Origin of the sequence: Streptomyces sp. NBC_00250, assembly GCF_036192275.1 — a bacterium.
Lineage (GTDB): Bacteria > Actinomycetota > Actinomycetes > Streptomycetales > Streptomycetaceae > Streptomyces.
The window spans coordinates 3,684,330-3,711,210 of record NZ_CP108088.1 but is presented as its reverse complement, the minus strand read 5'-3'; the positions used below and the strand labels follow the sequence as shown (position 1 = coordinate 3,711,210).

Annotated in this window: 23 protein-coding genes and 2 pseudogenes; 15 read left to right on the top strand and 10 right to left on the bottom strand. The window is 68.7% G+C overall.

Going from position 1 to position 26,881, the window contains the following annotated elements; translation table 11 throughout:
* Positions 1–38: 38 nt before the first annotated feature.
* Entirely contained in the window at positions 39–635 is a 597-nt protein-coding gene (locus OG259_RS16505) for a 2'-5' RNA ligase family protein (protein WP_328942976.1), read from the top strand.
* A 96-nt stretch (positions 636–731) separates the two neighbouring features.
* Here OG259_RS16505 and OG259_RS16500 read toward each other — a convergent pair whose 3' ends face one another.
* Positions 732–1,487: a decaprenylphospho-beta-D-erythro-pentofuranosid-2-ulose 2-reductase gene (locus OG259_RS16500; RefSeq protein ID WP_328942975.1), complete on the bottom strand. Its 756-nt coding sequence runs from the start codon at positions 1,485–1,487 to the stop codon at positions 732–734.
* 86 nt (positions 1,488–1,573) lie between these two features.
* Positions 1,574–1,768 (bottom strand): annotated as a pseudogene (locus tag OG259_RS16495) (decaprenylphosphoryl-beta-D-ribose oxidase); the annotation flags it as partial.
* A 263-nt stretch (positions 1,769–2,031) separates the two neighbouring features.
* Between OG259_RS16495 and OG259_RS16490 the strand changes: the two are divergent.
* Positions 2,032–2,952, top strand: coding sequence for a YihY/virulence factor BrkB family protein (locus tag OG259_RS16490; protein ID WP_328942974.1), 921 nt, complete (start codon positions 2,032–2,034; stop codon positions 2,950–2,952).
* On the opposite strand, the gene OG259_RS16485 is transcribed toward OG259_RS16490, so the two are convergent.
* Complete coding sequence (locus OG259_RS16485; protein ID WP_328942973.1) at positions 2,864–4,147, bottom strand: D-alanyl-D-alanine carboxypeptidase family protein; 1,284 nt, start codon at positions 4,145–4,147, stop codon at positions 2,864–2,866. The genes OG259_RS16490 and OG259_RS16485 overlap by 89 nt on opposite strands.
* Positions 4,148–4,256: 109 nt before the next feature.
* Here OG259_RS16485 and OG259_RS41780 point away from each other — a divergent pair.
* The 7 genes and pseudogenes from OG259_RS41780 to OG259_RS16450 form a co-directional block, all read left to right on the top strand.
* Positions 4,257–4,331: pseudogene (locus OG259_RS41780) on the top strand (SCO4848 family membrane protein); the annotation flags it as partial.
* A 44-nt stretch (positions 4,332–4,375) separates the two neighbouring features.
* Entirely contained in the window at positions 4,376–6,103 is a 1,728-nt protein-coding gene (locus OG259_RS16475; protein WP_328942972.1) for a recombinase family protein, read from the top strand.
* A 395-nt stretch (positions 6,104–6,498) separates the two neighbouring features.
* Entirely contained in the window at positions 6,499–6,921 is a 423-nt protein-coding gene (locus OG259_RS16470) for a hypothetical protein (RefSeq protein ID WP_328942971.1), read from the top strand.
* Between the two features lie 1,093 nt (positions 6,922–8,014).
* Positions 8,015–8,968, top strand: coding sequence for a hypothetical protein (locus OG259_RS16465; protein ID WP_328942970.1), 954 nt, complete (start codon positions 8,015–8,017; stop codon positions 8,966–8,968).
* Positions 8,969–8,986: 18 nt separating this feature from the next.
* The gene (locus OG259_RS16460) at positions 8,987–9,334 is read left to right on the top strand and encodes a hypothetical protein (RefSeq protein WP_328942969.1); all 348 of its coding nucleotides are present in this window, start codon (positions 8,987–8,989) and stop codon (positions 9,332–9,334) included.
* A gap of 1,118 nt (positions 9,335–10,452) precedes the next feature.
* Entirely contained in the window at positions 10,453–10,656 is a 204-nt protein-coding gene (locus tag OG259_RS16455) for a hypothetical protein (RefSeq protein ID WP_328942968.1), read from the top strand.
* The gene (locus tag OG259_RS16450) at positions 10,656–15,635 is read left to right on the top strand and encodes a peptidoglycan DD-metalloendopeptidase family protein (RefSeq protein WP_328942967.1); all 4,980 of its coding nucleotides are present in this window, start codon (positions 10,656–10,658) and stop codon (positions 15,633–15,635) included. Before OG259_RS16455 ends, OG259_RS16450 begins: the two co-directional genes overlap by 1 nt.
* 225 nt (positions 15,636–15,860) lie before the next feature.
* Here OG259_RS16450 and OG259_RS16445 read toward each other — a convergent pair whose 3' ends face one another.
* Entirely contained in the window at positions 15,861–16,964 is a 1,104-nt protein-coding gene (locus OG259_RS16445) for a helix-turn-helix domain-containing protein (protein ID WP_328942966.1), read from the bottom strand.
* A 111-nt stretch (positions 16,965–17,075) separates the two neighbouring features.
* On the opposite strand from OG259_RS16445, the gene OG259_RS41775 reads away from it, so the two are divergent.
* Together OG259_RS41775 and OG259_RS16440 are read left to right on the top strand one after the other, a co-directional pair.
* Complete coding sequence (locus tag OG259_RS41775; RefSeq protein ID WP_443051976.1) at positions 17,076–17,549, top strand: DUF7848 domain-containing protein; 474 nt, start codon at positions 17,076–17,078, stop codon at positions 17,547–17,549.
* Positions 17,550–17,805: 256 nt separating this feature from the next.
* Positions 17,806–18,015: a DUF397 domain-containing protein gene (locus tag OG259_RS16440; protein WP_328942965.1), complete on the top strand. Its 210-nt coding sequence runs from the start codon at positions 17,806–17,808 to the stop codon at positions 18,013–18,015.
* Positions 18,016–18,256: 241 nt separating this feature from the next.
* On the opposite strand, the gene OG259_RS16435 is transcribed toward OG259_RS16440, so the two are convergent.
* The gene (locus tag OG259_RS16435; RefSeq protein ID WP_328942964.1) at positions 18,257–18,490 is read right to left on the bottom strand and encodes an SCO4848 family membrane protein; all 234 of its coding nucleotides are present in this window, start codon (positions 18,488–18,490) and stop codon (positions 18,257–18,259) included.
* Between the two features lie 61 nt (positions 18,491–18,551).
* On the opposite strand from OG259_RS16435, the gene OG259_RS16430 reads away from it, so the two are divergent.
* The 3 genes from OG259_RS16430 to OG259_RS16420 all read left to right on the top strand — a co-directional run bounded on the left by OG259_RS16430 (position 18,552) and on the right by OG259_RS16420 (position 21,848).
* The gene (locus OG259_RS16430; RefSeq protein ID WP_328947101.1) at positions 18,552–18,773 is read left to right on the top strand and encodes an SCO4848 family membrane protein; all 222 of its coding nucleotides are present in this window, start codon (positions 18,552–18,554) and stop codon (positions 18,771–18,773) included.
* Positions 18,774–18,808: 35 nt separating this feature from the next.
* Positions 18,809–20,101: a metallophosphoesterase gene (locus tag OG259_RS16425; RefSeq protein WP_328942963.1), complete on the top strand. Its 1,293-nt coding sequence runs from the start codon at positions 18,809–18,811 to the stop codon at positions 20,099–20,101.
* A 193-nt stretch (positions 20,102–20,294) separates the two neighbouring features.
* Positions 20,295–21,848 carry an ABC transporter substrate-binding protein gene (locus OG259_RS16420; protein ID WP_328942962.1) on the top strand — a complete coding sequence of 518 codons (1,554 nt, stop codon included), beginning with the start codon at positions 20,295–20,297 and terminating at the stop codon, positions 21,846–21,848.
* 39 nt (positions 21,849–21,887) lie between these two features.
* Here the strand turns inward: OG259_RS16420 and OG259_RS16415 are convergent, their stop codons facing one another.
* The 3 genes from OG259_RS16415 to OG259_RS16405 are packed head-to-tail and all read right to left on the bottom strand — an operon-like array spanning position 21,888 to position 23,533.
* Positions 21,888–22,661: a TetR/AcrR family transcriptional regulator gene (locus OG259_RS16415; RefSeq protein ID WP_328942961.1), complete on the bottom strand. Its 774-nt coding sequence runs from the start codon at positions 22,659–22,661 to the stop codon at positions 21,888–21,890.
* A gap of 10 nt (positions 22,662–22,671) precedes the next feature.
* Positions 22,672–23,091, bottom strand: coding sequence for a thiol-disulfide oxidoreductase DCC family protein (locus OG259_RS16410; protein ID WP_328942960.1), 420 nt, complete (start codon positions 23,089–23,091; stop codon positions 22,672–22,674).
* Between the two features lie 7 nt (positions 23,092–23,098).
* Positions 23,099–23,533, bottom strand: coding sequence for a hypothetical protein (locus OG259_RS16405; protein ID WP_328942959.1), 435 nt, complete (start codon positions 23,531–23,533; stop codon positions 23,099–23,101).
* 137 nt (positions 23,534–23,670) lie between these two features.
* Here OG259_RS16405 and OG259_RS16400 point away from each other — a divergent pair, with 137 nt between their 5' ends.
* Entirely contained in the window at positions 23,671–24,441 is a 771-nt protein-coding gene (locus OG259_RS16400) for an alpha/beta fold hydrolase (protein WP_328942958.1), read from the top strand.
* Positions 24,442–24,550: 109 nt separating this feature from the next.
* On the opposite strand, the gene OG259_RS16395 is transcribed toward OG259_RS16400, so the two are convergent.
* Together OG259_RS16395 and OG259_RS16390 are read right to left on the bottom strand one after the other, a co-directional pair.
* Complete coding sequence (locus OG259_RS16395) at positions 24,551–25,582, bottom strand: hypothetical protein (RefSeq protein ID WP_328942957.1); 1,032 nt, start codon at positions 25,580–25,582, stop codon at positions 24,551–24,553.
* 36 nt (positions 25,583–25,618) lie between these two features.
* Positions 25,619–26,836, bottom strand: coding sequence for an MFS transporter (locus tag OG259_RS16390; protein ID WP_328942956.1), 1,218 nt, complete (start codon positions 26,834–26,836; stop codon positions 25,619–25,621).
* Between the last annotated feature and the right edge of the window lie 45 nt (positions 26,837–26,881).

Sequence of the window (26,881 nt, the reverse complement as noted above, 5' to 3'; positions counted from 1 at the left end):
CACCCGACACAAGTCGACCGACGACGGAGGAGAACGACGTGGGGACCGTAACGCTCGGCGTTTCGATCGCGGTCCCGGAGCCCTACGGCAGCCTGCTCCAGGAGCGGCGCGCCGGCTTCGGGGATCCGGCCGCGCACGGCATCCCCACGCACGTGACGCTCGTCCCGCCGACCGAGGTCGCCGAGGAGCGGCTGCCCGAGATCGAGGCGCACCTCGCCGGTGTCGCCGCGGGCTGCCAGCCGTTCCCGGTGCGGCTGAAGGGCACCGGGACCTTCCGGCCGCTCTCTCCGGTCGTCTTCGTGAAGCTGAAGGAGGGCGTGCCCCTCTGCAACCGGCTCCAGCACCGGATCCGGGACGAGGCGGGCCCGCTCGCGCGCGAGCTGCAGTTCCCGTACCACCCGCACGTCACCGTGGCGCACGCCATCTCCGAGGAGGGGATGGACCGGGCGTACGAAGAGCTCGCCGGGTACGAGGCGGCCTGGACCTGCCGTTCCTTCGCGCTGTACGAGCAGGGTGCGGACGGCGTGTGGCGGAAGCTCTACGACTACGAGTTCGGCAGCGGACGCCCGATCTCGGCGGTCCCGGCGCAGGCCGGCAGCCCGGTCGACACCCCGACGGCCACCCCGGCCGGCTGACGGATACCGGGTACCCCGTCCGGCTGGCGGAGCCCCCGCCCCTCGCCCCGCCGGCTCCCGGCTCGCGCCAGCTCCCGGTTCACACCGGCTCCCGGTTCACACCGGCAGCCGCCGGAACAGCGGCCTCGGGACGTGCCGTACGGCCGCCATCACCATCCGTAGCGCCCCCGGCACCCACACAGTCTCCGAGCGGCGCCGCAGCCCCAGCTCGATCGCCCCCGCGACCGCCTCCGGCGTGGTCGCGAGAGGCCCCTCCGCGAGCCCGGCCGTCATCTTCGAGCGCACGAACCCGGGCCGTACGACCATGACGTGCACCCCCGTGCCGTGCAGCGCGTCCCCGAGGCCCTGGGCGAAGGCGTCGAGCCCCGCCTTCGACGAGCCGTAGATGAAGTCGGCGCGGCGGGCCCGCTCGCCCGCCACCGAGGACAGCACGACCAGCGAGCCGTGCCCCTGTGCCTGGAGCGCGCCCGCGCACACCAGCCCCGCCGAGACGGCGCCCGTGTAGTTGGTCTGCGCGACGCGCACGGCCGCGACCGGGTCGGACTCGTCGCGCGCCTGGTCGCCGAGGACCCCGAAGGCGAGCAGCACCATGTCGATGTCGCCCTCGGTGAAGATCTTGCCGAGCCGCTCCTCGTGCGACTCGGGGTCGAGCGCGTCGAAGGGGACCGTGTGCACGTCCGCGCCGAGCGCCCGCAGCGAGTCGGCCGCGGCGGTGAGCGCGGGGGAGGGGCGACCGGCCAGCCAGACGGTACGGGTCCGGCGGGCGATCAGTCGGCGGGCGGTGGCGAGCCCGATCTCGGAGGTGCCGCCGAGGACGAGCAGGGACTGCGGGGCACCGAAGGCGTCCTTCATGTGAGGCTCCTGGAGATCGGGTCGGGCTTGAGGCCGAGGCGGCTGGGAGAGGTCCGAGGTGAGGACGGACCGGGGGTCGAGGGCGGCGCGTTCTGCGCGGCGTCCCCGGAGGCGCGGCCGAGACCGGGGGCGATCGAACCGCGGGCCCCGGCCGTGCGGACGGCCTCGGCCGCCTCGGCGTGAGTGCGGGGCCGGTTCACGCGCGCGAGGGTCGGCGCGGTGCGCCCCCAGCCGGTGATCGTTTCGCAGTCGTCGTCCAGGACGTGGGTCTCGACAGCCATGAGGGGACCGTATAGCCGCCTCTGTCGCTTATGCCGGTATTGCATGGCGGTTCGTCGAAATGGGTGATTAAAGGAGTGTCGGGAAAGTGCCCTCGAAGGTGTGTCTCCCGGGTTCCGCGGGTCCCGCGCGTGGCGGAGTGCGGGTGGCGATGTACGGGTGGCCATGTACGGGATGTCGCTCGCGGGCCCGAGGGTCCCGGCGGGGGATTCTCGTATCGCGGTCGCCTCAGGGGCGCACACGGATCGAGGGGTAGGCGTACGACATGGACTGGCTGACCAAGCTCCCCGTCATCGGCCCATGGGTCGCGCGGCTCATGCGGACCCATGCGTGGCGCTCGTACGAGACCCTCGACGAGGCCCACTGGACCCGGCTCGCCGCCGCGATCACCTTCGTCTCGTTCCTGGCGCTCTTCCCGCTGATCACCGTCGCCGCCGCGGTCGGGGCCGCACTCCTCAGCAAGGAGCAGCTCGACAAGATCGAGGACAAGATCAGCGACCAGGTGCCCGGGATCTCCGACCAGCTCAACATCGGCGGGCTGGTCGACAACGCCGGCACCGTCGGGCTCGTCGCCGGTGCGATCCTGCTGCTCACCGGCATCAGCTGGGTCGGCTCCATGCGGGACTGCCTGCGCGCGGTGTGGGGGCTCGACGACATCGAGGGCAACCCGGTCCTGCTCAAGGGCAAGGACGCGCTCATCCTCGTCGGCCTCGGCGGCGTCGCCCTCGCCTCGCTCGCGGCGTCCTGGCTCGGCTCCACCGCCGTCGGCTGGAGCGCCGACCGGATCGGGATCTCCAGCGAGGGGGCGGGCGGCTACTTCCTCCAGGCGGCCGCCGTCCTGGTCGCGGTCGTCGCCGACTTCCTGATCCTGCTGTACGTCCTGACGCTGCTGCCCGGCGTGCAGCCGCCGCGCCGCCGGCTCGTCGTGGCGGCGCTGATGGGCGCGGTCGGCTTCGAGCTGCTCAAGCTGCTGCTCGGCGGCTACATGCGCGGTGTCGCGGCGAAGTCGATGTACGGGGCGTTCGGTGTCCCGGTCGCCCTGCTGCTCTGGATCAACTTCACCGCGAAGCTGCTGCTGTACTGCGCCGCGTGGACGGCTACGGATTCACGTCGGGATCCGTCCCGGGAGTCCGCTGCGAGCGACGGCGACGGCCCGCCGACCCAGCGAGCGGCCAGCGACGGTTGACGAGGAAGACGGCGCCGGCGAGGAGCACGAGGGCCCCGCCCGCCACGGCGAGCGCGATCCCGACGCCACCGGACTGCTCCTTCGCGGCCGCCTGGACGGTGTCCCCCGGGGCGTTCTTGCCGGGCGCCGGGACCGATCCGTCGTCGGGGGCGGTCGTGGCCGTACGGGCGGACCTCGGCGGCACCAGTTCGCCGACCGGGGTCACCTTCCCGTACGCGGCGAAGCCCCAGTCGAGCAGCCGGGCGCTCTCGCGGTAGACCGCGTGCTGCTCCTTCGAGGAGGGGTTCATCACGGTGACGAGCAGGACCCTGCCGTTCCGCTCGGCGACTCCCGTGAAGGTGGCACCCGCGTGCGTGGTGTTGCCGTTCTTGACGCCCGCGATGCCCTGGTACTGGGCGACGCCGATGTCGCCCGTGAGCAGCCGGTTGGTGTTCTGGATCTCGAAGGTCTCGCGCTTCTTGCCCGGCTTCTGCTCGCCGGGGAAGGCGGCGCGGGCGGTGGCGGCGTACGCGCGGAAATCCGGCTTCTGCATGCCGCTGCGGGCGATGAGCGTCAGGTCGTACGCGGAGGAGACCTGGCCCGGGGCGTCGTAGCCGTCCGGGGAGACCACGTGGGTGTCGAGCGCCTGGAGCTCGGCCGCGCGGTCGTTCATGTCCTTCACGGTCTGACGGAGACCGTTGTTCATGTTGGTCAGGACGTGCACGGCGTCGTTGCCGGAGCGGAGGAAGACACCGAGCCACAGGTCGTGGACGGTGTAGGTCTGCTTCTCCTTGATGCCGACCAGGCTGGAGCCGGCTCCTATCCCGGCCAGGTCGGTGTTGGTGACGAGGTGTTTCTGCTTCGCGTCGGGGAACTTCGGCAGCAGGGTGTCCGCGAAGAGCATCTTGAGCGTGGAGGCCGGGGCGAGCGGCCAGTGCGCGTTGTGCGAGGCGAGGATCTTGCCGTTCTCGGCGTCCGCGACGATCCAGGAGCGGCCGGACAGCTCCTTCGGCAGCACCGGGGCGCCGGGGCCCAGCTGCACCTGCGTGCCGGGGTTGCCGAGCAGGGGGCCGCCGAGCGAGGACATCGCGTTGGGGGGCTTGGGCTGCTTGTCCTTCTCGTCCTTCGTGTCCGCGTGTGCGGAGGGCACGGCGACGACGAGCGGCAGGAACACAGCAGCAATGACCGCCCAAGCGGTCTTCTTCGAAGCAGACACGGTCGTGAACGTACAGGTACGGAAGAAGGATCCGAACTCCGGCTGGCGGTTCGTCCGGGCTCGTCCACCCGTCCGCGGGGCCAGTGGGGCGGACGGTGATACTGGGGTCATGAAGTTCAGCCGCCGCGTCTCCTGGTTCCTGCTCGCGTTCGGGGTGTGGAGCTGGTTCATCTGGATCACCTTCCATGCGTAAATAACTGTTAGACCTCCTCGAACGGGAAAGTGCAGGTGAGAGGCTTGACTCCCTTCGTTTCGGCTGTTGGGGCCGAGAAGCTGGACACGGTGAGGGTTGGTGTGTACGCCCGCCAGTCGAAGGCGCGGCCGGACTCGTCGGAAGCGTCGCCGGAAGCGCAACTGACGGCTGGTCAGATGCTCGCGGCTAGCCGGGGGTGGGAGGTGGTGCACACCTTTAAGGACGTCGGTAGGTCGGGCTGGGATCCAAATGCGGTCCGTCCAGAGTTCGAAGCCCTCATGGACGCGGTGCGTGCGGGCGAGATTGACGTGGTGATCGTCAACGAGCTGTCCCGGCTGACCCGCAAAGGTGCACACGACGCGTTGGAGATCGACAAGGAGTTCAAGGAGTACGGAGTCCGCTTCGTCTCCGTACTGGAGCCGTTCCTCGACACGTCCAACCCCATCGGTGTGGCGATCTTTGCCCTGATCGCAGCCCTGGCGAAGCAGGACAGTGACATCAAGGCTGAGCGCCTTCGTGGAGCGAAGGACGAGATCAGGGCAGTCGGTGGGCGGCACTCCTCGTCGGCGCCGTTCGGGATGCGGGCCGTTCGCGAGAAGATCGGGAACCTAGTTGTCTCTGTTCTGGAGCCAGACGAGGACAACCCCGACCACGTGGCTCTCGTCGAGCGCATGGTTGCGATGTCGACTGACGGGGTCTCAGACAACAAGATCGCCACTACCTTCACGGAAGAGGCGGTCCCGGCACCCGGGGAGGCCGAGCGACGCGCTACCCCCAAGCGGGTGGAGTCCATCAAGCGCCGGCGTGTGTCCGACAAGGAGAGCCCGATTCAGTGGCGCGCCCAGACCGTTCGGTGGATTCTCTCGCACCCTGCCATCGGCGGGTTTGCGAGCGAGCGCGTTAAGCGTGGGAAGGCATACGAGAACGTGATTGCGCGCAACCTCGTCGGGAAGCCGCTGGCTCCACACAGAGGGATCGTCCCGGGGGCGACGTGGCTCGAACTCCAGGAGAAGCGAAAGTCTCGCACCCAACCGGGGCGGAAGTCGGGTGGGGAGGCTGTGCCTACGCTGCTCAGCGGGTGGCGCTTCTCAACGTGCGGAGTCTGTGGAGGGGCGCTCGGGCAGACGCCTGGAAACGGTGATGGTTCCTACATGTGCTCCAACCCGAAGGGGCACGGCGGCCTCAGCGTCAAGCGAGGCGAGTTGGACGATTTCGTCGCGCGCTGCGTGTGGGCCCGACTTGAGAACGCCGACATGGAGAACGCTGAGGATCGGGCCTGGGTGGAGGCGGCTGCCCAGCGCTTCGCGTACCAAAGGGATCTGTCCAGCGCCCAGGAGGAGCGTCGGGAGACGGAGCTCCACCTTGACCACGTCCGGCAGTCGATTGCTGAGCTCCAGGAGGACCGGAAGCGTGGGCTGTACCGCGGACGAGACGAGCTACGAACGTGGCGCGCGACCATGGAGCAGTACCGAGCCTATGAGGAGCAGTGCGTTGCACGGCTGACGGAACTGGAGGAAGAGGCGTCCGCCACGGTCCGGATCCCTATGGAGTGGACTGAGGCGGGGGAGGATCCCGTCGGTAAGGGGAGCCCGTGGGCGGCGTGGGGCATCTTCGAGAAGCGTGAATTCCTCGACTTGTTCCTGTCCGGGGTGTCCGTGAGCCGGGGACGCGACCCAGAGACTCGGAAGTACGTCGCGATCGAGGGCCGGGTAACCCTGCACTGGCGGCCGCTCCCCGTCGACGACGAGGCTGACGAGGATTAGCGGTTGAAGCGACGAGGGCCCGCACGCAGTGTGCGGGCCCTTCGTATGTTCAGGAGTCAGACGGCACTGCTGGCGGCCGATCCGGCAGCTTCGCGCCAGGGCGGCCGACGAACCATTCCATATAGCCGCGCAGGGCCGCTGAGCGGTCAGTCCCCGACGCCTGCACGGCCCTCTCAAAGTCCTTCCAGAGAGCATCGTCGATGCCGCGGAGGCCGCGTACCGGGTGCTTGTGTTGGTTAGCCATGACTCGATGATGTCAGGTGGTTGACCACCTGTCGAGGGTGTGTCATATTCGAGGTGGTCAACCACCCGTGAACAGCGGGAAAGGGTGCAGCCCCGGTGTTCCTCTGGCCGAGTCTCCGGGGCTGCGCACTCCCGTGAAGGAGTGATTCAGAATGACACACCCCACCCCCCGAGTCCTCGTCATCGGCGACACCACCACCCCCGACGGACTGACCATCGTCACCGCCCTCGCACACGAGGTCGCTGACCGCATGCAGCTGCCGGCCGTCGTCGCTATGGGGCGCGACTATGACGTAACGCAGTTTGAAGCCGTCGTCTACGACGAGCTGTCCCACCTGGGGAGCGTCGACTCCGCGGTCCTGTGGGTGGAGGCCACGGAGGCGGACATGTGCGTCATGAACGTCCGTGACTTGGAAGACTTCGACCTCGTAGCGGAGTGCGGATGGTGCGGCGCCGACGATGAGGACCCGTCGCCCGTCCTTGTCGAAGGGACGTGGTTCCCCGTGGACCTCTGCGCGGGGTGCCTGAAGGGTGCTCACGCGGATGCGCAGAGCCGGGCGAGCGTGCCCGCGTAGCGCTCCACCATCAAGCGGCCCGCTTCCCGCTCCGGCGGAGGCGGGTCGTTGGCGTTTCAGGCAACCGCGGGTTGACGTCGACAGGCGTCCTCGTCCGCCAGGTTGGGTGCGCAGAGTGACGAATCGAGCCGACTAGCTACGCCGAGTGGCGATGGAGTGCCAAACAGGGTCCGAAGTGTCAAACAAACCCCTACTTCTACTTTCTTCTATAGCGCGTTAGGGAGAAAGGCTAGAAGGGGGTTTGTTTGCCACTCTGGCCCCCGGTTTGGCACGGGGCTGCTTCGACGTCGCGCGGCAGGGTAGGCGGATGTAACGACTTTGTAACCATGTGTGAGGGTATGGGTTCTATGTCGGTGTATTGCCGAACACGCCCCCACATCGCCTAAGTAGAGGGAAGTGCGGTCTGGACTGGGGGGACGCAAGATCGTTAACGCGTAACACGTCCCAAATAACCTAAGTAGAGGACTCGTTCCTCCCGGGCGCCGCGTCACAGCCGCCCGATAATAGAAGTAGGGGAGTTTCACGGACGCCGGCGACTGGCACGGCTCCTGGCTCCCCTCGCATGCTGCGTCGCCCGGTACCTCTCCCGGTCGACGCTCCGTCCCCGTGACGTCGAGCCTCCGCGTGTGCCGCGCCTCCTCCGCGCCCCGGTTGGCCCCGTCGCGGGGACGACGACTTTCGAGCGCTGTCCATCGGACGGCGCTTCTCTCATTTCTCCGAAATTCGCTAGGACGCGAGGAAGTCAGGACGGGATCAGCCATGGCCGACGTGCCCACTCCACACTCAGACGACCGCCCGTGCACGTGGTGCGGGCGCCTGCTACCACGAGACGCGCGCTACTTCGGCCGTGACGCCCTGGGCTTCCAGGGCCTGCGTGCCCGTTGCCGAGAGTGCTGCGCCGCCATCGAGCGCGAGAGGTACGCACGCACGTCGGCCGACGTCCTAGAACGCAAGCGTCAGGCCCGCATCGAGCGCGCGGAGATGTTCCGCGACGCACCCCAGTGGAACGCCGCTTAGGCGCCCGTACAGCCCCCTTCCTGAGCCCCTGCCGACCGGTGGGGGCTCAGTCATTTCCAAAGAGAGGTAACCGAACATGGCAGTAACCAACCCGGAGTTGGCGGCAGCGCTGGCGACCGTCCCGGAGATCGCTCGCGCCGAGAAGACGGCCAACGAGGCGGAGAAGCGCCTCCGGGAGCACCGCGCGGGCGCGGAGCCGCACACGGCGCGAGACCGCGTGATCGACGAGGCCGTCAGCGCTCTGACGTCAACAGGCAAGTGGACCGCGGACATCGGCAAGAAGGCAGCCGCCGCATATCAGTCCGCCATGGAGTGGGAGAGTGAGCGGACCGCGCTCCGTCGAGCGAAGGACGCAGCCAGGGACTACGCGATCGGTGTTCGCGAGGCTCTCGCCGGCGACGCGCTCGCGTATCTCGGGCGTCGCTTGGACGAGACGCTCAGCGCCGCCAGGGAGGCCGGTGACGTCCTCGGTGACGTCCGCACAGCAGACGAGGCCATCAGGGCTGGAGGCGCCGTTGTGGAGGCGTGGAGCCGCCTTCAGGGGCTCGTTGTCGACCTGAAGAACGTCCGAGAGGCTCAGTGGGATCTCCTCAGTCCTCCCCTGCGCACAGGCCAGTTGTCGAGCCTCACGAACCGACCGACCATGCTCGCCTGGAGGAACGCCGGACACGGTGAGATCCGGGGATTCCGCGTCGACGACGCTCCGGAGATCCTCCTCGACGCCGCCCGGTCCCGGCGCTACAGCGTCGACTACGTCCTGTGGCTTTCCCGACGTGGCACGGCCTACGTGCCCGGGAGCGTCGAAGAGCTCACCGACGAGGTAGAGGCGGCGAAGCCGGAGCCGATTTTCTACGACGACAACGGCCCCGTGACTCTCCGGGTGATCGAGACGCCCATCCCCGCGCCGAAGGCGTCGGAGGTCTACGCGCACTCGCGAGCGCCGCACCTGAACTACAGCGACCCTGCCCCCGTGAATCCCAACCCCAATGCGACTCCGGACGACCCGACGGCGCCTGTCTGGCGCTACTGACGAAGAGAGGCAACACCCATGAACGAGCCAACCCCCGAACAGCTTGCGGCCGGCGAAGTGCACGGCCTGACCCCGCCCATGTGCGCGTTCCTGCGCGGCGAGACCACCGAGGAGCTCCAGGCGGACGCTGTGGCGTTCATCGAAGCCTTCGGCACCCCCGAGCCTCCCGCGCCGGCTCCCCGTTCCGGCGGCCCCCGCGGAGTCGACGTGGGGAGCAACGGAGGCCGCGGAACCCTCAGCGCAGGCGCCGCCCTCTACCGCGAGCGACACCAAATCGACGAGGACGGTAACCGGCCCGCGAAGAAGCCGATCCCGACCGGCAACCGCAACCCGTTCGCAGAAGCGGGCTACACCCTGGAGCGCTGACGATGGTTGCCCCTGGACCACGGCGAGACCCCACCCGCGTTCACAGTCGTACCTACCGGGGGCAGGCACGGTCATCGGCGTCAGGCCCGATCGTGCTTCCCCTGGCAGGCTGCGACCTACCCGTCCCGGACATGCCGACAGGGCGCGCCTGGACGGAGTCGGAACAAGGCATGTGGGCGGACCTGTGGGCGAGTCCGCAGGCGACGCAGTGGAACGACAGCTACGTCCCTATCGTCGCGCTCTACGTGCGGGTGGTGTGCGACTCGCTGAGCGGTCGTGTGACGGCTGGCCTGGCGCAGGAGGCACGTCACCTAGCTGACCACCTTGGCCTGAGTCCTGCGGGGCTGAAGGCGCTGGGGTGGACGATAGAGAGTGTGGACGCCAGGACTGGTGAGATCCACGTACTCCCCGGTGGTGCGGCGTGAGCGCCCGCAGACAGGCGCAGTTGGCGCTACTGGCGCAGCGCAGTAGCCCGGAGGACGGGAGTAGCGCATGCCCGCCGACGCTGCGTACACCCTGCGTTGTGTGGGACTGGCTCCGTGCCAGCGAGCGTCACGCCGTGGAGCGTCACGGGCTGAGCGCGCCGGAAGTCATCAGAGCGTGGCGCCGCTGGCTCGACGCCCGACGTACCTACGCCGCTGACGTCGACGCTACGGAGCTCGCGGCGTGTGGTCCCGGCGGACGACCGACGCTCGGCTGACGTGCCACGCCTCTGACCTGCGGAGATGCCAGGGGGGTGACCCCCGCTGGCCATCCTTCCGGACCGTACAGGTGCTGGTACGCGCTGTCTGTCAACCGGTTAGAGGTCGAACGAGAGCGCCCGCAGGAGCCCCGTAGAGGCCGCTTAGGTGCCCGTCAGGTGCCCGTACGCGGGCCAGACGCGGTGGATCGCGTCCACAAAGCGAGCTAGGGCTAGGTGGGGACGCTTCCTCTGGCTTAGTGAAAACCGCAGGTCAGACGCCTAGAAGTGTTCCAAAGATGCAGCAACCAACTAATCCCCCGAAGGGCTCGTAGCCACTGCGCTGCGGGCCCTTCGGCGTTCCCAGACCATTGAGAGGTACTCGATGCCCGCTGACCCGAACGAGCCGTGCGCGCGCGACGGCTGCACCTTCTTGCCCATGCTGACGATGGTTGGCGATGCGCTGTTGCCGACGGCTCATTGCAGTCACGCGTGTGCTGACTATCTGTGGCTGGAACGCACCCTCGCCACCGTCCCGGCTACGGCGGACACGCCCGTAGCGAAGGCAGGCATGGAGAAGCTGCGCGTCGCACTCGACGCACGACGTGAGCCCACCGACATTGGCCCACTGGTGGAGTTCTGATGGCGACAGACCTGGACATCGTCGGTAACGCCGGCGTCGACGTCGTACCCGTCGCACCGACCTTTCACGCGAAGCTGGAGCGCATTGTCCTCCCCGCAGCGGATCGGGTCGGACAGGAAGCGGGACGCATCCTCGGTGACCGCATGGCTGACGCCATCGTGCGCCAGGTGGGTACTGCTCTCCCGCAGGCGATTCAGACCGGTGGGCAGGCAGCACAGCGAGCCGCGTCCCGTCAGGGATCGGACACAGGTGGCGCCTTTGCGAGCAGCCTCCGCCGAAAGCTAGAGCTTGCTTTCAGGGCAATGCCCCGCCTCGACGTCCGTCTCTCCGATACCGGGGTGGACGCCCAGCTCGCCCGCCTCCGTGCCCGCATGGAGACTCTGGCCGGCAAGCGCATCGGCATCGACGTCGACGTGACGGCCGCGGAGGCGGAGGTCCGGCGCATCGACGCGGAGCTCCAGCGGCTTGGGGCGTCGCACCCGAACGTTGCTGTCCGGGCCGACACGGCAACCGCACGCGCTGCTCTCGCGGAGCTCCGTGCCGAGATCGCTGCCGTGGACGCCACGGAGGTGGACCTCGACGTCGACGTTGACACGACCGGCGCCCGGTCGGCACTGATGTCGCTCGGGATCCAGCTGGCCGTGCTGATGGCCATCCCGCTCGGCCCGGTGATCGCTGCCGGACTTGGAGCCGTCGTCTCGATGGCTGCGGCTGCCGGCGCTGGGTTCGGCGCCTTCGCCCTGGCGGCTGTCCCCGCAGTGAAGGGCGTGGGGGAGGCGCTGAAGGCACAGAAGGCGGCGCAGGACGATGCGGCAAACGCCTCCCTGCGTGGATCCGCTGCTACGGCGCGAGCTGCGTCACAGGCAGCGTCGCAGGCACTCCAGCTCGCGGGTGCGCAGGCCTCTTTGGCGACGGCTCACCGCAACGCAGAGCGCACGATCGTCCAGTCCAACCGCGCGATCGAAGACGCGGAGCGGGCCCTCGCTCAGACAGGGATCCGTGCCGCCGATCAGCGTCGTCAGGCGGCTGACGCTATTGCGCGGGCGGAGCGGTCTCTCCTCGACGCCAAGCGTGACGTAGTGCGCGCTGAAGAGGGCGTTACACAGGCTGGCGTTCGGGCCGCCGAACAGCGCCGGCAGGCTGCCGAGTCCGTCGAACGGGCGGAGCGGTCCCTCGCTGACGCAGCGCGGGACGTGCTCCAGGCAGAGCAGGAGCTCACACAGGCCCGAGAGGCTGCGACTCAGCAGCTCAAGGATCTGAACGAGCGGCTCGCGGACTCCACCCTGGATCAGCGGGGCGCCGTTCTCCGCGTCACGGAGGCCCAGGAAGAGCTGGCTCGGGTGATGAAGGACCCGAAGGCGACGCAGCTCCAGCGCGATCGTGCGCAGCTCGCGGCCGACGAGGCGGAGCGCAACCTCCAGCGCCAGCGTGAAGACATCACGGAGCTGAAGGCGGAGATCGTCCGTCAGACGAAGGCCGGAGTCGACGGCTCCGAGCAAGTCACCCGCGCACAGGACCGACTGTCCGACGCCCAGCAGAAGGTGAAGGACGAAGCGAAGGCCGTTGCTGACGCCCAGCGAGCAGCCGCTCAGAGCCAGACGAAGGCTGCACAGGAGCTCGTGGACGCGCAGGAGCGTGTGCTCGACGCGCAGCAGAAGGTTCGGGACGAGGCCGCTGAGCTGACTCGCGCACAGAAGGATGCTGCGCGAGCTCAGACGCAGGCTGCTCAGGATCTCGTCGACGCGCAGCGACGTGTGGCGGACGCAGTGGACAACGCCGCAAACGCACAGGTCTCGTCGGCCGAAGCCATCGCATCCGCGGAACGTGGTGTCGCCTCCGCGCGACTGGCGGGTGCCTCCGCGACGTCGACGGCTATCACGAAGCAGCAGGAGTACGAACAGGCTCTCGCGAAGCTGACGCCGGCACAGCGCGACCTGTACGACTCGATTGCCGGGCCGACAGGTATCAAGAGTGCCTTCGACGCCTGGCAGAAGAGCCTCCAGCCGCACGTTCTGCCGATCTTCACCCGGGGCGTCGACGGGGCGAAGGGCTCCCTGCCGGGGCTCACGCCGCTCGTCATTGGCGCCGCCAACGCGATCCAGACGCTCATGGACAAGGCGTCTGCACAGCTCAAGACGCCGTTCTGGCAGGAGTTCAAGAAGGATCTCGCGGACAACGTTGAGCCGGCGATTGTCGGATTCGGCGTGGCCTTTGGCAATGTCATCAGGGGCGTTGCGGGAATCATCGACGCCTTCCTCCCGCACATGGACGGCATCGCTCAGCGATCGGATTCGATCACGGAGCGCTTCGCCAAGTGGGGGACGAGCCTGAAGGGCAGTCCCGACTTCGAACGCTTCCTTGATTACGTTAAGAGCAGTGCGCCGAGTGTTGGGGCGCTAGTCGGCAGCGTTCTTACTGCGTTGCTTACCACGGCGCAGACGTTGAGCCCCGTTTCAACGGCGTTGATGACCGTTGTAACGCCACTGTTTGACGCAATTACGTGGCTCGCAACAAACGTTCCAGAACTCGTCATCGCACTGTGGGGAATTTGGGCAGTCAACAAAGCCGTTGTGGTCGGAATGGCGGCGTTCGGTGCTGCAATGGGCCTGTACAATGCAGTTGTTTTGACGGCGCAAGTCGTCACCGGCGGATGGGCGGTAGCGCTTAACGCAACAGGCATCGTCCCGATCATCCGGGCCATCGTGCTCGTGATCGGTCTCCTCGTCGCGGCTGTGATCTACGCCTACCAGAATTGGGATTGGTTCCGCGAGACTGTCGACTTCGTGGTTGACGCTGTAGGGACGGGATTCTCGTGGCTCTGGGACAAGGTCCTGAAGCCGGTCCTCGACGGTGTGTGGTGGCTGATCCAAAAGGTCGGCGACATCGCGGTGTGGTTGTGGGAGAAAGCCATCAAGCCGGCGTTCGACTTCATCTCCACGGCTGCGCAGTACCTTTTCACGGCAGTCGTTACCCTTGCGCTGCTTCCTGCGTACTTGATTTTCAAGGCGCTCGGAGAGGTTGCGATCTGGCTGTGGGATCACGCCATCAAGCCTGCATTCAAGGCCATTGGCGACGCAGCCGTCTGGCTGTGGAACAACGCAATGAAGCCGGTCTTCACGTGGATCGGCGACAAGGCCACGTGGCTCTACGACAAGGCCATCAAGCCTGCCTTCAAGGAGGCGAAGAAGACCTTCGACGCTCTCGGCGACGCTGGCGAATGGCTGTGGGAGAAGGTGCTCCGGCCCGTCTTCCAGTGGATCGGCGAGAAGGCGGGGTGGCTGTACGACAAGGCCATTAAGCCCGCATTCGAGAACATCGGCAAGGCAATCGATATCCTGTCTGCCTCCTTCGAGGACGGAAAGAATGCCGTCGAAAAGGCCTGGAACAAGATTCAGGAGATCGCGAAGAAGCCCGTCCGGTTCATAATCCAACATGTGTACAACGAAGGAATTGTCCCCCTCTGGAATCGCGTAGCGGGCATTACCGGTGCCGGCAAGCTGAAGCCCCTGAACATGAAGGGCTGGGCGCGAGGCGGCATTCTCCCCGGACAGTCGACGTGGAGGCAGGGAGACGACCAACTCGTCCCGATGCGTCGCGGCGAAGGCGTCTACGTCTCCGAAGCGATGCGGGACCCCTACGAGCGTGCTCGTCTCCACGCCGTCAACCGTGCGGCTATGAGCGGTCAGTCGCTCGGGCAGTTCCAGGGTGGCTATGCCGAAGGCGGCATCGTCGGGTGGCTGAAGGACAAGGCCGGCGACGTCGCTGACATCTTCAGCAACCCGCTCGACGTCTTCGGCAAGGCACGCGACCTCGTCACCGATCAGTTGAAGCCCCTTCTGACCAACCCATGGGCACGTTCTGTGGCCAAGATGCCGGGGAAGGTGCTCAACGGGCTGAAGGACAAGGCGCTCGACTTCCTAGGCTTCGGCGGGGGATCGGGTGGCGGAGGCGGTGGAACGTGGCTCCGTCCCGTCGACGCTGCGTTCGGTACTCCCTTCGGCCAGCGCGGCTCGATGTGGTCGTCCGGCCGACACACCGGCCTCGACTTCCCTGCGGCTGTCGGAACGGCGATCCGTGCTGTGGCCGGCGGACGCGTCTCCATGGCGCAGGGCGGTGGCCCCTACGGGCTCCACGTCATGGTGAACCATGGAAACGGGCTGTCGTCCCTGTACGCCCACATGTCGTCGATGCTGACGCAGGTTGGCGACACGGTCCAGGCGGGTCAGACGATCGGCCGTGTTGGCGCCACCGGCAACGTGACGGGCCCCCATCTCCACCTGGAGGCGCGCCGGAACGGCGCCACTGTCGACCCTATGCCGTTCCTGACGGGTGGGGGAGGCGGAGGCGGTTCCGGCGTCCAGCGTTGGCGCGGAGTCGTACAGCAGGCACTCCGCATGACCGGCAACCCCGCAGGTTACGCGGACCTGACGCTCCGGCGCATGAACCAGGAAAGTGGCGGTAACCCCGAAGCCGTAAACAACTGGGACATCAACGCGCGCAACGGCACGCCGAGCGTTGGTCTGATGCAGGTCATCAAGCCGACGTTCGAAGCGTTCGCCGGCCACATGCGGAACGTTGGACCGAAGCTCTTCGGCGTCTCGACGAACCCACTGGCGAACGTCTACTCGTCGATGCAGTACGCCATGAGCCGCTATGGCTCGCTCCCGACGGCATACAACCGTCCCGGCGGATACGCCAGCGGCGGCTTCCCCGACGTCGGCGAGCTGGCATGGGTCGGTGAGAACGGTCCTGAGCTCGTTCGCTTCCTGCACCCGACGCAGGTCTACAGCAACAGCGACTCAAGGGCCATGGCTCGTCAGGCGGCGTCGCTCCAGGCCGGCGGACGTGGAACTCCCAACATCGTCGTGGAGGCCCGGACCTTCCTGGGGGACCGCGAACTGACCGACATCGTCCGTACAGAGATCGACGTCCGCGACGCCGACACGGCGCGCGCACTGACCTACGGACGCATGACCTGACACACCCTCACACGCCCCGCGGATCCGACATGGACCGCGGGGCGCCCCCATATCTGAGAGAGGTAACACCATGGACACCACGGCGCCGATCAAGGCTCAGCCGACGTCATGCGCACACTGTGGGGCCGACGTCCCGCAGACAGCCGGAGCAGGGAGGCTTAAGCGCTTTTGCACCCCCGCGCACGGCCGGCTCTGGAGGCGTCGGGCACGGTTCTTCGGGTGGCTCTAAGCCCGAATCTCATCCATGAGCATCCGCAACGTCAGAGAGTGTTTCTCCGGCGGTAGCTGATCCATGGCAGCCGTCGCATAGGCCAAGCCGCCTTGCTTGTCGCCTGCCCTGGCGAGCATGAGTCCCCGGTGTAGCTCCAGGTGAGTGGCGAACCGGGGCAGCTCGCTGGGCAGCTCCCTCCGTGCCGCGTCCTGCGCTTCGACGGCTCCCCGCTCGTCACCGAGTCGGGCGAGGAGGAGTGACATGAAGACGTTGACGCGCCACCACGGCACCGCGTAGTCGCTGGTTTGCTCGTATGACCCAGCCTTGTCGAAGACGCTGCGTCCCAGGTCAAGCAACTTCCGCGCTCCGTCGGCGTCGCCCCGGATTGCTGCCGCGTGTGCCTTGCCGAAGATGGCGTTCAGAAGCCCGAGTGAAGGCTTGTCGCTGATGGCTAGTGCCTGGTCGGCAAGGATGTCAGCGACGCCAAGGGACGCGCCTTCATACCCAAGAGCGATAGCAGCACGGCCCCGGACCCAGACGCGCGCGTCGTCGTCGCCGGATTGGTCGGCCGCCTGAGCCGCCATGCGGTACCAATGAACCGCCTTCGCCCCATCGGAGCCGGGGAACGTCTTCGCGTACAGAGTCATCAGTCGACTCGCCACCGACCACAGCCGTGGGTTGTCCAACTGCTGCTGTACTAGCACGAGTTCACCGCTGACGCGCCGCTGAATGTCAGCGGCTCCAAGAGACATGTACTCGGTGCCATACGTGGAGAGCTTGGCCTCCCACGCGTCGACCGACGGACCGCCCGTAAGGCGTGCGGCGAACCCTGCGCTAAGCAGGTCGGAGGCGACCACGGGCGCTATCGCTGCGCCGGCGGCGTCAGTCAGGAAGTCGCGACGCTTCACTTCACCCTCTAAAACGGCTAGGGGCACGTCCAGGACGGCCGACAGGCACCGGAGATAGAACGGCCCCGGTGACGCCTTGCAACGCTCCCAGCGGCTGATGTACTCCCGCTCCAGGTTCGTCCCGAAGACGTCGTTGATCGCCGACGCTAGTCGCCCTTGGCTCCATCCGCGAGCCTCGCGAAGATCCTTGATCAGTGCCCCGATCGCCATGAATCCATCTTGCCCCTACAGGTGCCCCTAGACAGCGGCAAACGGGTGACGAGAGCGGCTTGCCCCTAAGGACGCCCCTAGTCCGGCCAGGGTGCCGAGACGAACCTGACAGTGGAAGAGGGGACGGTGCGCAATGCCGGAAGAGCAGTGGCAGCCGACCAAAAGTCGGTACGCGGTCGATGCAGAGGGCCGTATTGGGCGGGTGGTCGAACGGTACGCGGGCAGTGTGTATCTCCGCCCACCGGGCGGCGGACGCGAGTGGACGTCCCCGCCGGAGGAGTTGCGCGCGCCGACGCAGGCGGAGATGAGGCGCGTTCAGATCTTCACCACCCCCGTACCCGCGGCGGAATCGTGAGCGCCGTCAGAGCCGTTCTACGGTTCGCCACGCACCGGATCACCCGTCACCCCGACTCTGAACCGACTGCAACCGCGGAATGTCTGAGTCCTGGCTGTGGCTGGTCCGTTGCCCCGACGTCAGATGTGAAGCATGCCGACGTCGAATGCATGGCTCACACGGGAGCGACGGGGCACGCCATCTTCGCGCGGCGGTATGAGGACGTAGCCGTCGTAGTGCGCGACGAATGAGAGGCGCCGTCGCCGTCACTGTCAGCGCTGCGTCGTGGGTATGCACTGTGGCGCTGCTGGTACTCCGGCTCTAGATTTCCGCCCCTCGTCCCGGCCTCATCTGCGGGGACTGTCCCGGGATGGGGGAGCGGAGCCAGGCCCGTGCTGTCGGTCCTCGCGAAACCTTCGGCACGGAGAGCGGACGGGGGCGTCCGGTGAGGTCGGTTCGTCCCCGTCCGTGCACCACCCCTGATGTTCCGACGAGAGGAGTTCCACCATGGCCAAGCGGCCGGAGTTCGCGTTCGTTAAGACGCAGGCGTGCCGAGACCCGCAGGTGAACAACTGCCCTGAGGTGGCGACCAACGTCCCCGGTATCGTGGCGATCCGCGACAGTCAGAATCCGGACCACGTCCTCACGATGTCCGCGGAGGACTGGACGACGCTGGCGGTCGCCGTCAAGGCCGGCGAGTACGACCTCACCATCTGAGAGGCTCCCATGTCCGAGTGCCCCCGATGCGCCCAAACGGGCCTACAGGACCCGGTGTCGGGGGCGCTTTGGTGCGCGACGTGTGGCAGCTTCTTTGGCCTCCAGCGGCCCGCCTGTGAGGGTCTCAGGAGTGCCCGACTGCACGCTACCCGTACCCCCACTCGTCGACGAGAGCACTGACCCCGACGAGCCCCTGACTGCCCCGGTCGTCCTTCTCCCCCGTGGAGGACGGTCGGGGCTTCTACTTGTTTGCGCGGACCCCCCGCAGCCCAAGAACGCCGATCACGGTCCCTAGGATGAACGACGTGACAGCGAGGGTGAGGTGGACCCAGAAGTACGCGGTCGGGTCGCCGGCGTCGTCGAACGCGAGGCCGCTCCCGTCCTTCCAAAGGTTCTTTGCGAAGGTCACCCAGATCACCCAAGACCACACCCCGAACGCCAGCAGGAACCAGGAGACGCGACGGCTGAGCTTCATGGGCAGTCCTTCGGGGTGGGCATGTCGTTCCCTGCCAGTATCAAACCGTCACCGTGGCGGACTGGAGCCGGGTCTCTGTACGCTAGTGGTTAGTTGCGTATGGATCACTTTCGTCAAGAACCTGTGGAACGACGGGAGTGGCCTCGCGTTCGACGACGCCGGCGACCCGACGGCCTACTTCTGGGTTCATCTGCTGCTTGCCGTCACGTCCTTTGTCCTGGGGACGGTGATCGGAGTGCTCGGGTTGCGTGGGGTGCGTGCCGCGCGCCGCGAAAACGGTTAGAACCGCGCGAGCGGTCTGAAGAGGGGGTCCGGGGCGTGGTCGTCTTCCTGCTGGTCCTGATCGTGGTCCTCGCGCTGCTCGGCGCGGTCCACTGGTACGTGTGGCGGCGCCTCGTGCGCGACGTCACGACGCGCGGGAGCCTGCCGCGCCGCCTCGGCACGGCCGCCGTCGTGGTGCTGCCGCTGCTGTCGTTCGCGGCCCTCGCCTCGTCACGTGCCGGAGCCCCGTTCGCGCTCCAGCAGGTGGTCGCCTGGCCCGGCTTCCTGTGGCTCGCGCTGCTGCTGTACGTGACGCTCGCCCTGGCCGTCGGCGAGGTCGTCCGGCCCCTCCTGCTCCGTCGGCTCACCCGCCGGGCGCAGACGGCGGCTCCGGCTGCCGTCACGGCTCCGGCTCCCGTCACGGCACCGGAGCCGGTCCCGGTCCCGGAGCGCGCGCCCGCCGCTCCCGAGGAGCCGGCCGGACCGGCACCGCGGACGGACCCCGCGCCCACCCCCGCCGACGTCTCCCGTCGGCTGTTCGTCTCCCGGGTCGTCGGCGGCGCCGCGGCCGCCGCCGCCGTCGGAACCGTCGGCTACGGCACGTACGGCGTCCTGCGCGGTCCCCGGATCAAGCGGGTCGCCGTCCCGCTCGCCAAGATCCCGCGCGCCGCGCACGGCTACCGGATCGCCGTCGTCTCCGACATCCACCTCGGCCCGATCCTCGGCCGCGCCCACACCCGGCGCATCGTGGACACGATCAACTCCGCCCAGCCCGATCTGATCGCGATCGTCGGCGACCTCGTCGACGGCACCGTCGAGAACCTCGGCCCCGCCGCCGAGCCGCTCGCCGAGCTGCGTGCCCGGCACGGCTCCTTCTTCGTGACCGGCAACCACGAGTACTTCTCGGGCGCCGACGCCTGGGTCGACCACGTCCGGGAGCTCGGCCTGCGCCCGCTGCGCAACGAGCGGGTGGAGATCGCCGCCGGCTTCGACCTGGCCGGCGTCGACGACGTCGCGGGCGAGAGCGAGGGGCAGGGCCCCGACTTCGCACGGGCCCTCGGCGACCGCGACCGGGCCCGCGCCTCGGTCCTCCTCGCGCACCAGCCGATCGTCGTCCATGACGCCGTACGCCACGGCGTGGACCTCCAGCTCTCCGGCCACACCCACGGCGGTCAGCTCTGGCCCGGCAACTACCTCGCCGAACTGGCCAATCCGACGGTCGCCGGGCTCGAACGGTACGGAGACACCCAGCTGTACGTCTCGCGCGGCGCGGGCGCCTGGGGACCGCCGGTCCGGGTCGGGGCCCCCTCGGACATCACCATCGTCGAACTCGCTTCGAAACAGGCGTAATCGGGGCGAGGTCACTCCCCGCACCGAGCCCGATACGTGCTGCTCATCGACTTAAATTCGCATTTCCCGGACATATACCTGTGGTGTGAAAGTTTTCTCTTCCACTTGTGAAAACGGTGTGATGGGATGACGTCCATCGCGACGTTTCCGGGGGCCGTCGCAGCTGGGGTGGACGAATAAAGGAAGCACGGCAATGCGGTCGACGGTCCGTCTGCGGATCCTCATCACTTGTGGAGTACTGGTGGCCGCCGGAGTGGGGGGCTGGCAACTCCTGCCCTCCGACGGCGGCCGGACCGATCCGATCAGTGTCGGCACAACCGACGCGGTTACTTCACTGGACCCGGCCGGCGCGTACGACGCCGGTTCCTGGGCCATGTACAGCAACGTCTTCCAGTCGTTGCTGACGTTCAAGCCGGGGTTCACGACTCCCGTTCCGGACGCTGCGGAGAACTGCAAGTTCGTGGGCATCAAGCTCACGACGTACCAGTGCACGCTCCGCGACGACCTCTCGTTCTCCAGTGGGCGGAAGATCACCGCCGAGGACGTCAAGTACTCCTTCGAGCGCATGCTGCGCATCAAGACGGACGTCGGCCCGAAGGCCCTGTTCCCGACCCTGGAGAGCGTCTCGGCCGAGGGCCGTACCGTCACCTTCCAGCTGAGCGGCCGCGACGCCACGTTCCCGCTGAAGGTGGCCACGGGCGCCGGTTCGATCGTCGACAAGGACCAGTACCCGGCCGATTCGCTGCGCGCGGGCTCCGCCGTCGACGGCTCGGGGCCGTACGTCCTCAAGGAGTACAAGGAGGGCGAGTCCGCCCTCCTTGAGCCCAACCCGAACTACCGGGGCGCCGTCACCAAGGTCGGCGGACCCGTCCTGGTGAAGTACTTCGCCCAGTCCGCGGACCTCGCCAACGCCTGGAAGGCGAAGGACGTCGAGGTGACGCACCGGCAGCTCCCGCCGGAGTTCGTCTCGAACCTGGACGCCAACGACGGGACGCGGGTCACCGAGGCGGAGAGCGCCGAGATCCGCAACCTCAACTTCAACGTCCGGCCCGGCTCGCCCATGGCCGACAAGGCCGTACGGCAGGCCGTCGCCGCGGTCCTCGACCGGCCGGCGATCACCACCGGCGCCTACAAGGGCACGGTCGAGCCGCTGTACTCCCTCATCCCGCAGGGCTTCGTCGGGCACAGCACCGCGTTCTACGACGCCGATCCCGAGCCGAACGCCAAGAAGGCGAAGAAGCTCCTGAAGGAAGCCGGCATCAAGACCCCGGTCAAGTTCAGCTTCGGCTACCGCGCGGACGCCACCTACGGCGCCGAGACCGCCGAGATCAAGCGACAGCTGGAGGAGACCGGCCTCTTCGATGTCGAGGCCGTCGAGGTCAAGTGGACGGAGTTCCAGAAGGCGTACGCGAAGGGCACCTACGACGCGTACACCGTCGGCTGGCTCCCCGACTTCCCCGACTCCGACAGCTTCACCGCGCCGCTCGTCGGCACCGAGAACACGCTGCACAACGGGTTCTCCAGCAAGCGGATCGACTCCCTGATCGCCTCGACGCAGCAGTTCAGCGACCGCTCCCGGGCGACCTCCGACTTCAAGGAGATCCAGAGCGAGGTCGCGCACGACGTGCCGCTCGTCCCGCTGTGGCAGAAGAAGGACTACGTCCTCGCGACGGAGGCGGTCGCCGGCTCCCAGTACCTGACGGACGGTACGGGCATCTGGCGCCTGTGGGAGCTGAGCTGGATCTAGACCTCGCCGTTACGAGGTCTCCGGCTCCTGCTCCTGCTTCTACTCCGAATCCGACTCCGGCGGCTTCGGGTTGGCCCTCTTCTTGGGCTTGCCGGAGGCCGCCATTCCCGCTGCCGTCGGCATGAAGTCGGAGAGCAGCTCGTGCGTCTCCTTGACCAGCGGGCGCAGGATCCGGAAGCGGGACAGTGAGATCGCGCGGGCCGTGACCGGTGCGAGCCGCTCGACCAGGCGGCGGCTGTTGGCCGCGCCCTCCGAGCGGTCGTACACCCAGAAGAGGACCAGGCCCATCTGCTGGAGCCACAGCAACTGCGGGAGCGCCTCGGCCAGTTCGGGGTCGACCTTCACCGAGGCGCCGGAGATGACCCGCCGGTGGACCTCGATCGCCGCCTCGCGCGGGCCCTCCGATTCGGGCGAGAAGGGGCTGAGCGGGCTGTCCGGGTCGGCGGCGTTCTTGAAGAACTGGGACGCGAACTCGTGGTACGGCCCCGCGATGTCGAGCCAGCCGAGGTAGACCCCCTTGATCCGGGCCGTGAGGTCCTTCTCGCCGCCGGTCAGGATGGGCTCGACGGCCGCCTGGTGTTCCTCGGCGATCCGGTCGTAGAAGCCCTGGACGAGGTGCTCCTTGGACGAGAAGTAGTAGTACGCGTTCCCGACGGAGACCCCGGCCTCCTGGGCGATGGCCCGCATCGTCGTCTTGTCGTAACCGCGCTCCTTGAACAGCCGGAGCGCGGTTTCGAGGATGAGCGTGCGGGTCTGCTCGCTCTTGGGGGCCTTCTTCTCGTCGGCCTTCGTCTCTTCCTTCACGTCCTTCACAGAGCCGAGCCTAACCGGGCGGACCGGGCACCTCGCAGCGCCCGTCCGCGCAGGACCCGTCCTCCTGCCCCGGTCCCTTGAGGGCCGCGCGCCACTTCGCCGCCGTGAGCACGGTCATCCGGGCGAAGGGCTGCCCGGCGGGCGTGGCCAGCCAGTGGGCCTTGGCCCGGTGGTCGGCCAGCGCCCAGAGGCAGGCGATCCAGGCGGAGGTCTCCCGGTAGACCTGGCCCCGGTCCCCGACCACGGTGATCTCCCGCAGGGTCGCGGCGTGGTCGAGGGCCGGGAAGCGGCGCCTGGCCTCCTGGGACCCGGCCGGTACGAGGTCGAGCGGGACGAGCTGCCGCTGGCGCAGCAGCCAGTGCCTGAGGTGCACGCAGAGCGGGCAGTCGGCGTCGTACAGCACGGTCAGTCGTCCCACGGGGGTCGGCACGGCGGGCTCAGCCCTGGGGTGCGGGCGGGGCCCAGGGCCCGGCCTTCGGGGTCTGCGTCCAGCCCTGCGGGCCGACCGGCGGCACCTGCTCGCGCTCCATGACGCCGCGGCGTCGGATCTTGTTGAGGACGTAGACGTTGCCCAGGTGCATCACGCCGAGGACGAGCAGCACGACGCCGAGCTTCACCGAGAGCGCCTCGAAGAGTGCGCGGGCGTCGAGGACGGTGTCGTCCTGGCCCAGGTAGAGGGCGACGAAGCCGAAGTTGACGAGGTAGAAGCCGACCACCAGGAGGTGGTTGACCGCTTCGGCGAGCTTCTCGTTCCCGTGCAGGACGTCCGCGAGGAAGATCCTTCCGTTGCGGCTGAGGGTGCGTGCGACCCAGATGGTCAGGGCCACGCTGATCAGCAGATAGACGATGTACGCGACGACAGTGAGGTCCATGCCCCACCCTCCCTTGAACGCGTTCAAAAGCTGGCGGTCATGACTGTAGACCTCTCTTTGAACGTGTTCAAGTCGCTTGTGGAGGTCCGACGGAAACCGGCTGGCCACCACCCGCCCCGCCGCCTAGGGTCGGGCGGATGACGCTCTCCCACGACGTGGCCGGCAACGGCCCCTCGACCGTCCTCCTGCTGCACTCCGGGGTCTGCGACCGCCGGATGTGGGAGGGGCAGTTCCACGCCCTCGCCGAGGCCGGACACCGGGTCGTCCGCTGCGACCTCCGAGGCTTCGGGGACACCCCCGTCGACGCCCCGCACACCCACGCCGACGACGTCCGCGACCTCCTCGACCACCTCGGCGTCGAGCGGGCCGCCGTCGTCGGTTCCTCCTTCGGCGGCGAGGTCGCCCTCGAACTCGCCGTCCGCCACCCCGGTCATGTCTCCGCCCTCGCCCTGCTCGCCTCCGGCATCCCCGACTTCGAGCCCGGCGAGGAACTGCGGGCCTGGGGCGCGCGCGAGGACGACATGCTCGACGGGGGCGACCTCGACGCCGCCGTCGAGCTCAACGTCGACACCTGGCTCGGCCCCGAGGCCGGACCCGAGGCCCGCGCCCTCGTCCGGGAGATGCAGCGGCGCGCCTTCGACGTCCAGCTCCCCGCCCCCGAGGAGTTCGCCCCCGTCGACGCCGGGGTCACCACGGACGACCTCGCCGGGATCGAGGTCCCGGCCCTCGTCGCCGTCGGAGCCCACGACCTCCCCGACTTCCGGGCGATCGCCGACACCCTCACCCGCGTCCTGCCCGCCGCCCACCGCGTCGACCTCGACTGGGCCGGGCACCTCCCGGCCCTGGAACGCCCGGAGGAGACCGCCCGCCTGCTCGTCACCTTCCTGACGGAGACGGCGAGCCGCTAGGCCGCGTCCGGAAGGTCCCGCCCGGCGGTGTCTTGTCGATCAGGCCGGGCTCGACAAGACACCCCCCTGGCTGGTGACAGGGCCGGGGCCGCTGTGGGTGTCCGGGCGATCAGTCGGGGGAGGCGGCGAGGCTCTCCAGGGCCTCGGTGATCTCCTTGACGACCGGGCGGTTGCGTACCGTCCCCGACAGCCGGCCGAGCCATCGCGCGGCCTCCTCGCCCCGGGCACCCCCGCACGCGTCACCGAGGGCCGCGACGGCCGCGGTGGCCAGGGGCCTGCTGCGGCAGGACCCTCCGGAGCCGTCCGGGCCGGTGCCCGCGTGCAGTGCGACGGCCCCCACGAGCGGGACGACCCAGTCGGCGTCGATGTCGGGCGCCGTCCGGAGCAGGCCGCGCACGAGGGACGTGTTGGTGCTCCCCGCGATGCCCCGGGTGGCCATGACCAAGGGGTCGAGGTCGCTCATACGGTGCTCGGGCTGCGTGGAGATGCCTTCGAGGAGGCGCCGCACCACCTCGTCCCCCCGCGCGGCCTCCGTGAGCAGGACCGCCGCCCGCCGGCGCCACGTCCGCGTGGGACGCGTCCTGTCGAGGAGGGCGCAGTGCCCGAGGAAGGGCGGTACGCCCGCACCCGTGAGCAGCTCCGCGTGCGCGGCGCGCATCGCCGGGCCGTACGCGTCGAGCCCGTCGAGGAGATGGTGGGGGAGTCTGCCGGGCACGAACGGCGGCTCCCGCCGCAGCAGGGCGTCCATCCGGTCCCGTAGCGCCGCGCCCGCGTCACCCCGCAGGGCGGGCGACGACTCGGCCGTCCGTCGCAGCGAGCCCAGCCGGGCCCGGTCGAACTCCTCGGCCTGCTCGGCCGCCGCGAGCGCGATCGGCACCAAGGTCCGGAAAGCGGCCTGGAGTTCGTGCGGTGCGACCTTCGCGTCCTTCCCCACGAGCCGTGCGAGGAGCACGTCCGATTCCTCGGTGCTCCAGTCCAACTCCTGCGCCGACAGCTCGGCGAGGGCCGCGTCCACCCCGCGCTCCGTGCCGCGGCACGCCCGCAGGTGGAGTGCGAGCGCCCGCTCCCGGCGGCCCCGCGCGTCCAGGGTGCCGAGCGGCTCCATGGCCGCTCCAGGGTCTTCCGTCGTGTTCCCCGCCATGCCCACGACGGTAGAGGACCCCACCGACAGCGACGCTCACCTCTGGCGCCGGACCCCCGGCACGAGCGCCGTCGCGGCGCAGCAGCCGCCCACGAGCACGGCCGCCACGAGGAGCGGCACCTCGGGGCCCCAGGTCGAGGCCGCGAGCGGGGCCAGTGTGTAGCCCAGGGGCATGGCGGCGAGGGAGAGCAGCCAGTCGTACGAGGTGACCCGGGCCAGCGCGTGGGCGGGGACCGCTCGTTGGACGGCGGTGTCCCACACGGGGGAGAGGAAGCCGAGCCCGGCCTGTGCGAGCCCGTAGGCCGCGATCGTCAGGGGCGCGGGCGCGGCGACCGCGAGCAGGATCAGCGGCAGGGCGTACGTGGCGAGCCCGAGGTTCGCCGTGAGGACCGGGCGCCGGGGGGTGACCCGGTCGGCGAGCAGGGCCCCGAGGAGGTAGCCGACGGCGCCGACCTGGAGCAGGACGACCCAGGTGGTGCCGCCGCCGAGCCGCTGCACGGCGACGGCGGGGCCGAGGGTCATCAGGACGGCCGCGGCGCCGTTCCAGGCGCTGTGGCCGATCAGGCTGGTCCAGTACCAGTCCCGGGAGCGGACCTCCTGCCAGCCCTCGGCGAGGTCGGCGCGGAGCGAGCGGCGCGGGATCGGCACCCGCTTCACCCGTACCGCCGTCAGGATCAGCGCGCTGACGGCGAAGGTCGCCGCGTCGAGGACGAACGCCCAGCCCGGCCCCACGGTCAGGACCAGGGTGCCCGCGAGTGCGGGACCGCCGAGCCGGGTGGCGCTGCGGGCGACGCTCATCGCCGCGTTGGCCCGGTGCAGCGACTCGGCCGCCACCGTTCCCTTCACCAGGGGGGAGTCGGTCGGCATCGCGAAGGCCCCGGCGGCGCCGCCGAGTGCCTCGGCGACGGCGAGGACGGCCAGGCTCGGTGTACCGCCGAGGAGTTGGATCCCGACGAGCAGCTGGGTGCCGCAGCGCACGAGATCGGTGGTGAGGGCGACCGTGCGGGCGTCGAAGCGGTCGCCGACCACGCCGCCGAGGGGCAGCAGGAGCAGCTTGGGGACCATTGCGCAGCCGAGGACCAGGGCGAGTGCCGTGGTGGAGCCGGTGGCCTCCAGGACGGCGAGGGCGAGGGCGGCGGGGATCGCCGCGTCGCCGAGGAGGGAGAGGGTGCGGCCGGTGAAGAGCAGCCGGAAGGAGCGGGTGCGCAGGGGGTGCGGGGCAGGTGGGGGCGCCGGGGCTGTGGCAGTGGTCATGACACGCAAGGTAGTTCGGTACCGAATGATTCGTCAACGAAATAT

Bases quoted from the DNA above. Each gene is read 5' to 3' on its own strand.
- OG259_RS16460 (WP_328942969.1), top strand. From the start codon at position 8,987: ATGAACGAGCCAACCCCCGAACAGCTTGCGGCCGGCGAAGTGCACGGC.
- OG259_RS16390 (WP_328942956.1), bottom strand. From the start codon at position 26,836: ATGACCACTGCCACAGCCCCGGCGCCCCCACCTGCCCCGCACCCCCTG.
- OG259_RS16500 (WP_328942975.1), bottom strand. From the start codon at position 1,487: ATGAAGGACGCCTTCGGTGCCCCGCAGTCCCTGCTCGTCCTCGGCGGC.
- OG259_RS16465 (WP_328942970.1), top strand. From the start codon at position 8,015: ATGGCAGTAACCAACCCGGAGTTGGCGGCAGCGCTGGCGACCGTCCCG.
- OG259_RS16400 (WP_328942958.1), top strand. From the start codon at position 23,671: ATGACGCTCTCCCACGACGTGGCCGGCAACGGCCCCTCGACCGTCCTC.
- OG259_RS16405 (WP_328942959.1), bottom strand. From the start codon at position 23,533: ATGGACCTCACTGTCGTCGCGTACATCGTCTATCTGCTGATCAGCGTG.
- OG259_RS16435 (WP_328942964.1), bottom strand. From the start codon at position 18,490: ATGAAGCTCAGCCGTCGCGTCTCCTGGTTCCTGCTGGCGTTCGGGGTG.
- OG259_RS16440 (WP_328942965.1), top strand. From the start codon at position 17,806: ATGGCCAAGCGGCCGGAGTTCGCGTTCGTTAAGACGCAGGCGTGCCGA.
- OG259_RS16450 (WP_328942967.1), top strand. From the start codon at position 10,656: ATGGCGACAGACCTGGACATCGTCGGTAACGCCGGCGTCGACGTCGTA.
- OG259_RS16445 (WP_328942966.1), bottom strand. From the start codon at position 16,964: ATGGCGATCGGGGCACTGATCAAGGATCTTCGCGAGGCTCGCGGATGG.
- OG259_RS16395 (WP_328942957.1), bottom strand. From the start codon at position 25,582: ATGGCGGGGAACACGACGGAAGACCCTGGAGCGGCCATGGAGCCGCTC.
- OG259_RS16490 (WP_328942974.1), top strand. From the start codon at position 2,032: ATGGACTGGCTGACCAAGCTCCCCGTCATCGGCCCATGGGTCGCGCGG.
- OG259_RS16420 (WP_328942962.1), top strand. From the start codon at position 20,295: ATGCGGTCGACGGTCCGTCTGCGGATCCTCATCACTTGTGGAGTACTG.
- OG259_RS16455 (WP_328942968.1), top strand. From the start codon at position 10,453: ATGCTGACGATGGTTGGCGATGCGCTGTTGCCGACGGCTCATTGCAGT.
- OG259_RS16470 (WP_328942971.1), top strand. From the start codon at position 6,499: ATGACACACCCCACCCCCCGAGTCCTCGTCATCGGCGACACCACCACC.